Annotated in this window: 12 protein-coding genes; 1 reads left to right on the top strand and 11 read right to left on the bottom strand. The window is 67.5% G+C overall.

What is annotated here, in order from left to right; all coding sequences use genetic code 11:
- Positions 1-58 precede the first annotated feature (58 nt).
- Positions 59-379, top strand: a complete 321-nt coding sequence (locus FWJ47_RS12235) for a winged helix-turn-helix domain-containing protein (protein WP_246126156.1) — start codon at positions 59-61, stop codon at positions 377-379.
- 54 nt (positions 380-433) lie between these two features.
- On the opposite strand, the gene FWJ47_RS04490 is transcribed toward FWJ47_RS12235, so the two are convergent.
- The 11 genes from FWJ47_RS04490 to FWJ47_RS04440 all read right to left on the bottom strand — a co-directional run bounded on the left by FWJ47_RS04490 (position 434) and on the right by FWJ47_RS04440 (position 13128).
- Positions 434-1399 carry a glycine betaine ABC transporter substrate-binding protein gene (locus tag FWJ47_RS04490; RefSeq protein WP_147104691.1) on the bottom strand — a complete coding sequence of 322 codons (966 nt, stop codon included), beginning with the start codon at positions 1397-1399 and terminating at the stop codon, positions 434-436.
- Between the two features lie 203 nt (positions 1400-1602).
- Positions 1603-3549, bottom strand: coding sequence for a BCCT family transporter (locus FWJ47_RS04485; RefSeq protein ID WP_246126155.1), 1947 nt, complete (start codon positions 3547-3549; stop codon positions 1603-1605).
- A 136-nt stretch (positions 3550-3685) separates the two neighbouring features.
- Positions 3686-4450: a tRNA (guanosine(46)-N7)-methyltransferase TrmB gene (trmB, locus tag FWJ47_RS04480; protein WP_147104687.1), complete on the bottom strand. Its 765-nt coding sequence runs from the start codon at positions 4448-4450 to the stop codon at positions 3686-3688.
- Positions 4450-6375, bottom strand: a complete 1926-nt coding sequence (locus FWJ47_RS04475) for a penicillin-binding transpeptidase domain-containing protein (protein WP_147104682.1) — start codon at positions 6373-6375, stop codon at positions 4450-4452. The genes trmB and FWJ47_RS04475 overlap by 1 nt, the downstream gene beginning before the upstream one ends.
- Positions 6376-6450: 75 nt before the next feature.
- Positions 6451-6879 carry a heat shock protein transcriptional repressor HspR gene (locus FWJ47_RS04470; RefSeq protein WP_147108933.1) on the bottom strand — a complete coding sequence of 143 codons (429 nt, stop codon included), beginning with the start codon at positions 6877-6879 and terminating at the stop codon, positions 6451-6453.
- Positions 6880-6893: 14 nt separating this feature from the next.
- Positions 6894-7847, bottom strand: a complete 954-nt coding sequence (locus FWJ47_RS04465) for a DnaJ C-terminal domain-containing protein (protein WP_147104680.1) — start codon at positions 7845-7847, stop codon at positions 6894-6896.
- A 91-nt stretch (positions 7848-7938) separates the two neighbouring features.
- Complete coding sequence (locus FWJ47_RS04460; protein WP_147104677.1) at positions 7939-8742, bottom strand: nucleotide exchange factor GrpE; 804 nt, start codon at positions 8740-8742, stop codon at positions 7939-7941.
- Positions 8743-8789: 47 nt separating this feature from the next.
- Positions 8790-10652: a molecular chaperone DnaK gene (gene dnaK / locus FWJ47_RS04455; protein WP_147104674.1), complete on the bottom strand. Its 1863-nt coding sequence runs from the start codon at positions 10650-10652 to the stop codon at positions 8790-8792.
- A 184-nt stretch (positions 10653-10836) separates the two neighbouring features.
- A complete protein-coding gene (locus FWJ47_RS04450) occupies positions 10837-11280 on the bottom strand; it encodes a thioesterase family protein (RefSeq protein WP_147104670.1) in 444 nt (147 codons plus the stop codon).
- Positions 11267-12235, bottom strand: coding sequence for a 3-hydroxyacyl-CoA dehydrogenase NAD-binding domain-containing protein (locus tag FWJ47_RS04445; protein WP_211358964.1), 969 nt, complete (start codon positions 12233-12235; stop codon positions 11267-11269). Before FWJ47_RS04445 ends, FWJ47_RS04450 begins: the two co-directional genes overlap by 14 nt.
- The gene (locus FWJ47_RS04440) at positions 12235-13128 is read right to left on the bottom strand and encodes a beta-keto acid cleavage family enzyme (RefSeq protein ID WP_147104668.1); all 894 of its coding nucleotides are present in this window, start codon (positions 13126-13128) and stop codon (positions 12235-12237) included. Before FWJ47_RS04440 ends, FWJ47_RS04445 begins: the two co-directional genes overlap by 1 nt.
- Between the last annotated feature and the right edge of the window lie 105 nt (positions 13129-13233).

Raw genomic sequence — 13233 nt, 5'->3', positions numbered from 1 at the left:
CCCGACGCTCCTCACGAAGGAGCCGGAAGAGACTCGCACAGCCCAGGAGGCGGTGACCGTGGAACCGGCAGCAGGCATCGTCGCTGATGAGCACTTCCTGCACGTCCAGACGCCCAGCGGCACCGTGGAGATCGTCGGGAACACCCTCAGGCTCCCCGGCCGCGAACCGATTCGGCTCGCCCCCGGGCCGATGTCCGTGATGCGCGTCCTCGCGCGCGCCCAGGGTGCAGTCATCTCCCGCGACCACCTGCTGCGCATGCTCCCCCACTGCGGCTCCGCACATGGGCTCGAGATGTGGATATCCCGGCTCCGGCACTCCCTCCCCGAAGCCGGCATGGTCCAAACTGTGGTGAAGCGCGGCTACCGCCTGGCGCTGTAGACACCGATGAGGGGCAGGACCAAGCGGCCCGGCCCCTCATCGATCTGATTCGGATCAGCTGATCCAGGACTCGATGGTCTCGGTGTTCTCCTCCACCCACTGGGCGGCGAGGTCCTCGACGTCGGCGTCCTCATCCTCGTCCTGGAGCATCGCGTTCTCGATGTCCTCCAGCGGAATCTCGAACTGCTCCAGCATCTCCACGAACTCCGGAGCCTCGTCGCGCAGCTCAGTGTTGATCGCGGCCCAGCCGGAGAGCTCCGGGCTGGCGCAGTCCTGCTGACCGCCGTCGAAGCAGTCCTCGTGGTACTCGTTGGGCTCCTCCAGCTGCACCAGGTCCAGCTGGCTGAACAGCCAGTGGGGCTGGTAGAAGAAGAAGAGGATCGGCTCCTCATCGCTGTAGGCGCTCTCCACCTCAGCGATCAGCGCCGCCTCGGAGGAGGTCAGGTGCTCGAGATCCAGGTCGAAGCCCTCAAGCCGCTCGGCGTTGTGCTCGGTGGTGACCCAGCCGGCCTCAGCGTCGTAGAGGGTGTTGTCCACCAGGTCGGCGTACTCCGACTCGGACAGCTGATCCACGGACTCCAGTCCCTCCAGCTCGCCCTCAGCGGCATATTCGGGGATGAACCAGCCCTGAGCAGCCCCGCCGTAGGTCTCGGAGACCATCTCAGTGGTCTCCTCGTAGTCCTCGGCGAAGCCCTCGTGGTTGGGCATGATGGCGTCCACCAGCAGGTCGACGTCGCCCTCGCCCAGGCCGGTCCATCCGACCGCCGGGTCGAACTGGGTGCTGCTGACCTCGTCGACGCCGAGCTCCGGGTACTCCTCGGCGATCTGGGTGACGACGGCGGCCTGGAACTCGGAGGCGAGCCAGTTGAACTCGCCGAGCTCCAGGGTGATGCCCTCCTCATTGCCGTTCTCCCCGGCGTCGCCGTTGTCATCGCCGTTGTCGCCGCAGGCGGAGAGCGCCAGGGCGGAGGCGAGGCTCAGAGAGGTCAGTGCTGCCAGACGGCTTTTCTGCATACGCATAGATTCAGTTCTTCCTTCATGTTCTCTTCAAATACGAGTGGGGACCTGCGGTTGCGTCACACAGCGGTGCTACGGCTCTCGGCCCCACCAGCCGATCGCATCTGCCTCCCAGGAGTCGTTCTCCCAGCCGGCGGCGATGTTGGGAGCGCACTTGCGCGGCTCCTGCGGCTGGCTCATCGCTTGAAGGTTCAACGTCATACGTATCAGCCGCGCGACGGCTTCTGCCCTTCAGGGCTCTCACCCTCGGGCTCCTTGGGGTCATTGTCCAGCTCGGCTACCACGGCTTTGAACTCGCCGGTTGCGGGGTCCCAGCCGTCGCCCCATTCGCCGGTCTCGTAGTTGTAGCCCACCGGGTCTCCGTCCTCGTTGGTGCGCTGATACCACTCGGTGTAGTCGGCGTGGGCGGAGTCGATGACCGCGCCGGCCCCGCTGCCCGGCTCTGTGGGCACCACTTCGAGGGCAAAGTTGTCCCCGTAGCGGTCCACACCGTCCATCACGGCGTTGCGCATCGCCCGGTCTGCGTAGCGCAGCCGGATGGCCCGGGGATCCGTCTGCAGCTCGCGGAACCAGGCGACGATGATGAGCAGGATGATCAGCGCGAAGGGCACTGCGGTGATGATGACCAGCTGCTGCAGCCCCTCCAGGGCGGACTCATCGCCCAGCAGGAGCATGACCAAGGCGATTCCGGTCATCACCAGGCCCCAGAAGACGACGACGAGCGGCCGCGGGCTCTGGCTTCCTCGCGAAGAGAGCATCCCCATAACGGTGGACGCTGAGTCCAGGGCAGTGATCGCGAAGACCAGCAGCACGGCGATGCTGACCACCGGGACCCAGTTCGCCAGGACCGGCAGGTTCTCGATCACGGTGTAGAAGACCTCAGGCGGCGCGAGTGCGAGGCTGCCGTCCTCATCGTCCTCGAAGCCCGAATAGCCCTCACTCCGCATCCACATCGCCGTGCCGCCGAGCACACCGTAGGAGATGACCAGCAGCAGGGTCGGGATGGTGATGACGCCGAGGATGAACTGGCGGATGGAGCGGCCGCGGGAGATGCGCGCGATGAAGATTCCCACGAACGGCGACCAGGACATCCACCAGGCCCAGTAGTAGACGGTCCACCAGGACTGAAACTCCTGAGTCTCCTCGCCCCAGGACGCCGAGCGGCTCATCATGTCGACCATATTGCCCAGATAGGACATGAGGCCCGACGGCAGCAGGTTCGCCAAGAAGAGAGTGGGGCCTGCGATGAAGACCAGCCCCACCACGCCCAAGGTCATGACGATGTTGATATTGGAGAGGTAGCGGATGCCGCGGGAGACTCCGGACACCGCGGAGAGGATGAACCCGACGGTGAGCACCGCAATGATCGCGATGAGCACCGTGTTGCCGGTCTCCCCCCAGCCGGTCACGATCGTGACGCCCTGCTGGACCTGCATCGCAGCGATGCCCACGGTGGCAGCGGTGCCGAACAGGGTCGCGATGATCGCGAAGATATCGACCATCTGGCCGGCCAGGCCCTCAGTGTGGCGCTTGCCGAAGAGGGTCCGGAAGATCGAGGACATCAGCAGCACACGGCCGCGGCGATAGGCGGCATAGGCCACCGCACCGCCCACCAGGGCGTAGATGGCCCAGGCGTGGAAGCCCCAGTGGTAGAAGGTCTGCCCCAGGGAGTAGTGGAGAGCCTCCGTGGTCTCGGCCTCATTGGTCAGCGGCGGCGGCGAGGTGTAGTAGTCCAGCGGCTCAGAGGGCCCGAAGAAGAGCACCCCGATGCCCAGGCCGGCGGCGAAGAGCATGGAGATCCAGGCGAAGGTGGAGAACTCCGGCACTTCGTCGTCCTTGCCCAGAGGAATGCGGCCATAGGGGGAGAAGGCCAGGCCCAGCATGACGACCAGGATGATGGCTGCGGAGATGTTGAACAGCCAGGAGATGTTGAACGTGACCCAGGTGAAGGCCGCGTCGGCGACGGAGGACACCTGCTCGGGGGCTGCCAGGCCCCAGATCACGAAGGCGACCGTCAGCACCCCGGCGATGATGAGCACGAGCTTGTCGACGCTGTAGCGCCGACGCTGCTCATCGATGCCGATTCCGGGCACCAGCGCCGGGTGAGTGTCGTGGGGATAGTTGGGACGCCGGTAGTCAAGCGTTCGCAGCATCCCGCCAGCACGACGAGCCTCATCACCCAGCCGCCCCCGGCGGCTGCGTTCAGGGCTATGCGATTGTTCGTCCGTCATTGCGCTTTTGACCTCAGGTGCGTCTGGTTCAAGGTGGTCCGAGTGTCCTGGTCCTGCACTATACAGAGTTGCGGATGAACGTCAGATCAAATGACTTTCTCCCCGCCTCGCCGGCCTTCGCCTCGAAATCGGTGAGCACTCGCCCAGGGAACCGGGGCGCCCAGCCCTGGTTCGCGTTGCTGAACTCAGCAGACTCAGAGATCACCCTGCGCATCTGAACCGCATAGTGCGGCCAGTCCGTGGCCAATCGCCAGCGTCCGCCGGGACGAAGCGCGCGGGCGGCCTTGGCGGTGAACGGAGGCTGGATGAGGCGGCGCTTGTTGTGCTTCTTCTTGTGCCACGGATCGGGGAAGAAGATCCACAGCTCATCGAGGTGCCCCTCCGGGATGAGCTTGTCGAGGAGCTCGACCGCATCCAGGCAGGCCACGCGTACGTTGGGGAGCCCCTCGCGCCGCAGTCGGGCGGCGAGCTGGGCGGCCCCCGGCCGGTAGACCTCGACGGCGATGAAGTCCTGGTGCGGGCTCGCGGCCGCGGCGGCGGCCACCGCCTCACCGGAGCCGGAGCCGATCTCCACGATCAGGCCCGACCCTGCGACGTCGTGCCTCCGCCCGAACTCCTGCTCCCAGTCGATGCTGAACCCTTCGGCCACGGAGGTGTCCCGTTCGCCGGAGGGGACGTCCAGCAGCTCTTTGCCCAGCGCGGCGTCCCAGGCGCGCTGGTAGCTGGGCTTGAGGTTGTTGGAGCGGCGGACGAAGGACAGCGTCCGACGACGGTGCGTCGGCGCATCAGCGGATCCGGGGATGTTCTCAGAGGTCTGTGGCATCAGTCGTTGAGGATATCCTGCGCTCCGATCAGGAACTCACGCAGCAGGGGCCCATTGTCCGTGGAGCCCCACTCCCCCTCTTCGAGGAAGATCGCCACCGCGAGATCCCCCTGGAAGCCGATCACCCAGGTGTGAGGCAGATCCTCGCCGGACTCGGCGGTGCCTGTCTTGGCGTAGACGTGGTCGCCGGGAATCGGGTCGAGGAAGTCGAGAGTGCCGTAGGGGACCGTGCCTTCCATCAGCGCGCGCATCTGCTCGCCCTCCTCCTCGGTGAGTCCCTCTCCTGTCTCGGCATCATCGTCCGGCTCCCCGGCCCCCTCCACCAGCCAGGGGTGGACGGTGCGGCCGTCAGCGATCGAGGACGTCACCGCGGCCATCCCGAGCGCGGAGGTTTCAACGGTGCCCTGCCCGAAGAGGTTCGCGGCGTGCTCGTTGAGCTCCGCCTCCTCCGGGAGGCTGCCCTTCATAGCGTGCACCCCGATGCCGACATCGTTGTTGATCCCCAGATCGAGGGCGGCCTCACGCAGGTCTCCGGCACTGACATCCTCATGGGCGGCGGCGAAGACTGTGTTGCAGGAGTGGGCGACGGCGTCGGCGAAGCTGAGGCTGCCGGTGTGCTCGTAGCCGGAGACGTTGGTGAACTGCTGGCCGTGCACCGTCACACTGCTGGGGCAGCTCACCGTGGAGCCGGCGGACAGCCCGTCCCGCAGCATCGCAAGGGAGGACACCATCTTGAACGTGGATCCCGGCGCGTAGGCTGACTGGGTGGCGGCCTCCACCGCCGACTCATCGGGGCTGTGGCTGGCCGCAGCGAGGATCCCGCCGTCCGAGGGCCTGATCGCCACCATCCCGGCGCCGGTGTCCTGGTCCTCCATGATCTCCTGGGCGAGGTTCTGCAGGCGCGGGTGCAGGCTGGTGCGCACGTCCTCGCCGGTCTCAGGGTCGGTGGAGTAGAGGGTCTCTTCGCCCCGGTAGATCCGCACTCCGGGGGTGCCGCGCAGGGTCTGCTCATGCACGCCCTGAACACCGGAGGTGCCGACCATGTCGCCGACCTGCAGGGCGGGATCCTCCTCCATGTGCTCGGCAGTGACCGGGCCCACCCGGCCCAGCAGCAGCGGAGCGAAGTCCGAGCTGTCCGCCAGGGACATCTCCGACTCCAGCCAGTGGACTCCGCGGATGCTCTCCACGTCCTCCACAGTGACGTGGCCGCCGTCGCGGCGCACGGTGATCGCCTCCACGAAAGCCTCCTCGCCGTAGGCCTCGACCTGCTCCACGTAGGCGTCCGCGCCGATCCCGACCGTCTCGGCGAGCTCCCGGGCGGAGGCCTCCATCTCCTCATCCTCGTCCTCGCCGAACTGAGTCTTGTCCACCCCGAGGACCACCACATCACGGTTGTAGACCATCGCACGGCCCTCACCGTCCATGATCCGGCCGCGATCGGCCCCGGTGGTGCTGATGCCGATCTCCTCGTGCCCCTGATAGCCGGGCAGGAACAGGTCATAGTCAGCGTCGAGGTACCAGGTCTCGGACTCCTCGTGGTAGTTCAGCTCGGCCTCGGTGGTGTAGTCCCAGTCCTCGTCGTCGACGCCGAGGGCGTCCAGCTCCCAGGTGTGCCGGTAGGTGATCTCGGCCGTGGGAGCCCGGGGCGAGTCCTCCTCGGGGAGGTCGATGTCGGTCTCGGCGACCTCGACCTCCAGGCTCAGCTCCTCCAGCGACTCGTGCAGCCGCTCTGCGGCGGTGCTCAGCGACTCCGCGTCGCCCGAGGAGAGCGCAACGCCCTCCAGGTCAGCCTGCTGGAGGGCCTGGGCAAGCTGCTCAGCGGCCGGGCCCAGGCTCTCGGCCGGGTCCGGGTCATCGGAGCATGCTGAGAGCAGCGCGGCGCCGGCGGCTCCGGACAGAAGATAGCGTCCCCACGAATGCTTCATCCGTCCAGTATGCGTCAGAGGGCAGACATGCCGTCGGGCAGTTACGAAACGGGTCTGACCAGGCCGGATGCGCTGCTACGCGGAGCGGCGGAACAGGACGATCTCACGGCTGGCCGGGCGGGGGCGCTGTCCGCGGGCAACAGTGACCACGTCCCCGTGGGGACCCACGGCGAACACCCGGGAGCCGCCGCTGCGCTGCACCTCCCGCAGCTGGTCATGCAGCGCGGAGACCTCATCCTGCAGCTCCTCGACCTGATTCTGCAGAGCGATGATCCGCCGGATGCCCTCCAAGGAGACGCCCTCCTGGGAGAGCTGCTGGATCTGCCGCAGCTGATCGACATCGTACGGCGAGTACCGACGATGCCTGCCGCCCTGCCGCTTGGGGGTGACCAGGCCCATCCGGTCATACTGGCGCAGGGTCTGGGGGTGCATATCAGCCAGCTCGGCAGCGACTGAAATGACGAAGATGGGGGCGTGACGGTTCGACGTCGCACGCTGGGACATCGAATGCTCGGTCGTCACAGCGCGGCCCTCCCCTCCAGTCCTTCACGGGGATCGGTGCCCGCGGTGGCGTCCCGGTAGGCGCGCACGGCCTCAAGCGCCTCCTCCGGCAGGTGCTTGGGCACGGTGACATCAACGACGACGAGCATGTCGCCCTCGCGCTTCTTGGTGCGGATCCCCTGGCCCTTGAGCCGCAGCGTCCTGCCGGAGGATGTGCCCGCGGGAATGCGGATCTTCACCTTCTCCCCGTGCACGGTGGGCACCTCGGCGGTCGCGCCGAGGGCAGCCTCGTCGAAGCTGACGGGCAGGTGGATGCGGATATTGTCGCCGTCGCGTTCGAAGAATGGGTGCGGGGTGATGGAGACCTCCACCAGCAGGTCGCCGCTGCCGCCGGGACCCTGTGACCCTTTGCCCCTGACCCGGACCTTCTGGCCTTCCTTCACCCCCGGGGGGATGCGGACGTCGATGACGCTGCCGCTGGGCTCCCGCAGGCCCACAGTGGTGCCGCGGACCGCGCCCTTGAAGGAGATGGTGGTCCTGGCGGTGCGGTCGGAGCCCTTGGGCGCTGCCCCCGCGCTTCCGAACCGGCCGCCGAAGATGTCCTCGAAACCGCCTCCGCCGCCGGGGAATCCGCCGGAGCCGCCGCGGCCGAAGCGGTCACCGAAGAGACCGCCGAAAACGTCCTCAAATCCGCCGCCGGCCCCGGCGCCGCCGCCTCCTGAGAAGCGGGCGCCGGAGCCCATGGCGCGGATCTGGTCATACTCACGGCGCTGCTCCGGGTCGGAGAGCACGGTGTGCGCCTCGGAGATGTCCTTGAACCGCTGCTCGGCCCCGGGATCGTCCGGGTTCTTATCCGGGTGGTTCTCCCGGGCGAGCTTGCGGTACGCCTTTTTGATCTCCTCGGCGGAGGCGTCCTTGGACACGCCCAACACCTTGTAGAAATCCTTCTCCAGCCATTCCTGCGAAGCCATCGGGCGCCTCCCTTCTGCCAGTACTGTTCACAGCGGGCGCACGGCCCGCCTGCCGGTCGGCAGCAGGGCGCCGACCTTCAACGCTTGAGCGCTACTCCGTCCTGCCGGAGCTGACGATCACCTGGGCTGCTCGCAGCAGCCGCTCGCCCAGCCGGTATCCCGAGCGGACGACGACGGCGATGTGGTCCGCCTCCACGTCCTCGCTGGGCTGCTGCATGATCGCCTCGTGCTCGTTGGGGTCGAAGGCCATGGCGACCTCGCCCACACGCTCCAGACCCTGCTGGGCCAGCACTGTCTCGAGCCGCTCTGCGATGTGGGCGAAGGGCCCGTCCTGCAGCTCCCCGGCCTGACGGGCGCCGGAGATGTCGTCAAGCACCGGCATCAGCTCGGTGATCAGCTGACCTTTGACACGGTCCTTCTCAGCGGCCCGGTCCCGCTCCACGCGGCGCCGGTAGTTCTGATACTCGGCGGTGACCCGGCGGAGGTCCTCCTCCAGCTCAGACTCGCGGCTGTAGCCGGACTCCTCGAGGACCTCCTCGGCCGCCTCGATCCGCTCGGCAGGCTCGGTCTCGACCCCGCCGGAGGCCTCATCGAGGCCTACCTCGCGCAGCTCCGGATCCTCAGCGGTCTCCGGGTCGTCTGCGGCCAGCGGGTCAGGCTGGGTGCCCTCCTGGCCTGCCGGGGCCTCGTGAGCCTGCTGAATCTCCTCGGCGCCGTCCGGGGCATCGCGGAGGATCCGCTCGGCCTCAGCCAGCGGGTCCGCGGCCGGGTCGCCGGCTGCGGCCTGAGCGTCCTCGGAGGCGCCCTGACCCTCAGCCTGCTTGCCGTCGGAGGGGACCGGGTTATCCGGAATGCCCTCTTCGCCCTGCTCGGGGTTGAACTTGTCCTTAGCCATCGGCGGGACTCCTTACCTGTATCGGTTCCAGCAGTTGGTGGGACGGATCACTTGTTCTGCTCGGACTCGTCCTCGTCAACCACCTCGGCGTCGACGATGTCCTCGTCCTCCTGGCCGGGAGCCTCAGCACCGGGGGCTCCCTCGGCTCCGGCCTCAGCGCCCTGGGCGTACAGGGCCTCTCCGATCTTGCCCTGGGAGGCCTGAAGCTTCTCGAAGGCGGCCGTGACCTCGTCGTCGTTGTCCTGGCCCTCCAGGGCCTTCTTCACAGCGTCGACGTCGGCCTGGACCTCGTTCTTGACATCCTCGGACAGCTTCTCGTCGTTCTCCTTGAGGAGCTTGTCCACGGAGTAGGCGGTGGACTCGGCGGCGTTGCGCTGCTCAGCTGCCTCACGGCGCTTCTTGTCCTCCTCGGCGTGAGCCTCGGCGTCAGCCACCATGCGCTCGATGTCCTCCTTCTCCAGGGAGGTGCCGCCGGTGATCTTCATGGACTGCTCGGTGCCGGTGCCCTTGTCCTTCGCAGAGACGTGGACGATGCCGTTGGCGTCGATGTCGAAGGTCACCTCGATCTGGGGCATGCCGCGCGGGGCGGGGGCGATGCCGGTCAGCTCGAAGGTGCCCAACGGCTTGTTGTCCCGGGTGAACTCACGCTCACCCTGGAACACCTGGATGGCAACGGAGGGCTGATTGTCCTCAGCGGTGGAGAACACCTCGGACTTCTTGGTGGGGATCGCGGTGTTGCGCTCGATCAGCTTGGTCATCACCCCGCCCTTGGTCTCGATGCCCAGGGACAGCGGGGTGACGTCGATCAGCAGGACGTCCTTGCGCTCACCGGAGAGCACGCCGGCCTGCAGGGCAGCGCCCATGGCGACGACCTCGTCCGGGTTCACGGTCTTGTTGGCGTCCTTGCCGGAGAGCTGCTTGACCAGGTCTGCGACGGCCGGCATACGGGTGGAGCCGCCGACGAGGATCACGTGGTCGATCTCGCTGATCTGCACGCCTGCTTCGGCGATGGCGTCGTTGAACGGCTTCTTGGTCCGATCGAGCAGGTCCGAGGTCATGTCCTCGAACTTGGCGCGGGACAGGGTCTCGTTCACGTGGACCGGGACGCCGTCGTTCTGGGTGGCGTAGGGGATGTTGATGGTCGCGGAGGTGGCGGAGGAGAGCTCCTTCTTGGCGCGCTCGGCCTCCTCCTTCAGACGCGGGACAGCGATGGAGTCCTTGGAGAGGTCCACGCCCTCCTTCTGCCTGACCTGCTCGACCAGCCAGTCGATGATCCGCTGGTCCCAGTCGTCGCCGCCGAGGCGGTTGTCGCCGGCGGTGGCGCGCACCTGAATGGTGGAGAAGTCGTCGTCGTCCTTGGCGACCTCCAGCAGGGACACGTCGAAGGTGCCGCCGCCGAGGTCGAAGACCAGGATGAGCTCCTCCTCATTGCCCTTGTCCAGGCCGTAGGCCAGAGCAGCGGCGGTGGGCTCGTTGACGATGCGGGAGACGTTCAGCCCGGCGATCTCGCCGGCCTCCTTGGTGGCCTGGCGCTCGGCGTCGTTGAAGTAGGCCGGGACGGTGATGACCGCGTCGGTGACGTCCTCGCCCAGGTATGCCTCGGCGTCATGCTTCAGCTTCATCAGCGTGCGGGCGCTGATCTCCTGGGGCGTGTACTTCTTGCCGTCCACCTCGGTGCTCCAGTCAGTGCCCATGTGGCGCTTGACGGAGGCGTAGGTGCGGTCCGGGTTGGACACGGCCTGGCGGCGTGCCACCTCGCCGACGAGGACCTCGCCGGACTTGGAGAAGCCGACCACCGAAGGGGTGGTGCGGGCACCCTCAGCGTTGGCGATCACGGCGGGCTCGCCGCCCTCCAGGACGGAGACCACGGAGTTGGTGGTACCCAGGTCGATTCCTACTGCACGTGCCATGTGCGGGGCTCCTTTCGAAAGCTCACAAGAGATTGTGTTGAGCGGTACAGGCTCAAGTTTCACCCCAGTCATCTTTGGGTGTCAACTTGACTTGAGCCGATCTGACTCAACTTTGCTCTGCGATGAGAGGAACGCCGCGGCCAGGAGGTTTATTTCCCGCGGACACGGCCCCGCACGAGCTGCCTCAGGAGCGGACCGCCCTTCCCGCCCAGTCCGGCCGGACGATGGGGTGCCGAGCCGTACGCTCGCGCACCTCGCTGGGGAAAGGCTGAGCACCGGCAGGATCCCCGCCCACATGAACCCCGACAATCTCCTCCGTGGCAACGAGAGTGCCGGCGTCGTCGTGCATCTCATGAGCCAGGTGGAGCTTCTTCTCCCCCGCTCCGGCGATGACGGTGCGGACGGTCAGCCGGGCGCCGCGCGGCACCTCCTGGAGGTACCGGACGTGAGCCTCGACTGTGTACAGGGAAGCGCACTGCCGCTGCCGGTAGGCGGCATCCATGCCCAGGGCCTCCATCGCCTGGTCGGTGGCGAAGCCGAAGATCAGCACATAGTAGGCCTCGGAGAGATGGCCGTTGTAGTCGATCCACTCCTCGCGGACCTCTGCGGAGCACTCAGGAAGACTCACAGCGCCTCCCCTCGATCATGCGGCGCAGGGCGATGATCCCGCGGTCCCGCTCCGCCACGAGCTCCCGGACCGCACGAGCATCCTCCGCCGCGCAGCCCTCCACCACGTCGTCACGCAGCTTCTCGGTCAGCTCGGGCGCGTCGAGCCGGGTCCACGGCGACTTCAGAGAGGGGCCGAAATGGTCCAGCATGTGCGCCATGCCTCCCTCCCCGCCGGCCAGATGAAAGGTCAGCATGGGCCCCTGGAACGGCCAGCGCAGCCCCGGGCCCTCCGTGATGGAGCGGTCGATCTGCTCCACCGTGGCCTCACCGTTGTCCACCATGTGCAGAGCCTCCCGCCACAGGGCCTCCTGGAGCCGGTTGGCGATGAAGCCCGGAATCTCACGGTCCATGGTGATCACTGATTTGCCGATGCGCTCATAGAAGCCTGACGCCCACCGGACCGCCGCCGCGGAGGTGCGCTCCCCGCCGACCACCTCCACCAGGGGGATCAGGTAGGGCGGGTTGAACGGGTGGCCCACCACGAACCGCTCCGGGCGCTCTGCGTTCAGCGCCATCTCCGTCATCGAGTATCCGGAGGTGGAGGAGCCGATGACGACGCCGGGCGCCGCCGCGGCGTCGAGGTTCGCCAGCAGCTCCTGCTTGAGCTCCAGCACCTCCGGCGCAGACTCCTGGACGAACTGCGCACCCTCGAGCGCCTCGCCGAGGTCGGTGTGGAAGGTGAGGCGCTCCCGGGACGCCCCCTCATCCAGGCCCAGCTCGGTGAGGGCGGGCCAGGCGGCGTCGATGAGGCGCCGCAGCTTGGGCTCCGCCTCCGCGGACGGGTCCCAGGCCCTCACCCGGAACCCGCGTGCCAGGAAGTAGGCGGCCCAGCCGCCGCCGATGGTGCCGACTCCGACGCAGCACACGGTGGTCACCTCTGCCGGTGCCGGCATAGTCTCCGCGCTGTGAGCCATCAGTGCGCCTCCAGCCCGAGGATCTCGCGCGCTTCGTTCGGTACGGCGACCTTCCGGCCCATCGAGTCGATGATTCTGCCGGCCTCCGCGGTGAGCTGCGCGTTGGTGGCCTTGACGCCTCTGCGCAGGTAGAGATTGTCCTCCAGACCCACCCGGACGTGCCCGCCGAGGAGCACGGACTGCGCCGCCCAGGGGAGCTGGTTGCGGCCGATGGCGAAACTGGTCCACTCCGCGCCGTCGGGCACCATGCTCACCATGGCGTTCAGCAGGCCCGGGTCGGCGGGGGCGCCGTAGGGGATGCCCATGCACAGCTGGTACATGGGCGGATCGGCGAGCAGGCCCTCGTGGTGAAGGGTGTTGGCGAACCACAGGTTGCCGGTGTCGAAGAGCTCCAGCTCCGGCTTCACGCCGAGCTCCTTGATCCTGGCGGCGCCCTCGCGGATCATGTCCGGGGTGCCCACGTAGATCTGGCTGCCGTCGCCGAAGTTCAGGGTGCCGCAGTCCAGGGTGCAGATCTCCGGCCGGATGGCCTCCACGTGCTTGAGCCGCTCGAGCCCGGACACGAGGTCGGTGCCCTCGACCCGGCCGAGGCTCTCACTGGGGCTGGCGGGGTCGACGGCGAGGTCTCCGCCCATGCCTGCGGTGAGGTTGATGACGGGGTCGACGTCGGATTCCCGGACCCGTTCCACGACCTCCTCGTAGTAGGCGGTCTCGCGGGAGCCCTGAGCGGTGTCCGGGTCGCGGACGTGGATGTGGATGACGGAGGCGCCGGCGCGGGCGGCCTCGATGCCGGACTCGGCGATCTGCTGGGGGGTGACCGGCACGTGCTCGGACTTGCCGGCAGTGTCGCCGGCCCCGGTGAGGGCGCAGGTCAGGATGGTGGGCTCAGCCATGGGATCTCCTCCGCAGGATGGGGACGGGTTCCCGACCATCGTTCCGGTCCTGATACGCATGCACAAGCAAACGTGATGCACGGATTGTCAATATATGCTTTACAG

This window comes from Nesterenkonia populi (assembly GCF_007994735.1).
GTDB lineage: Bacteria > Actinomycetota > Actinomycetes > Actinomycetales > Micrococcaceae > Nesterenkonia > Nesterenkonia populi.
The sequence above is the reverse complement of the archived record's forward strand: the minus strand, read 5'-3'. Positions and strand labels throughout refer to the sequence as shown.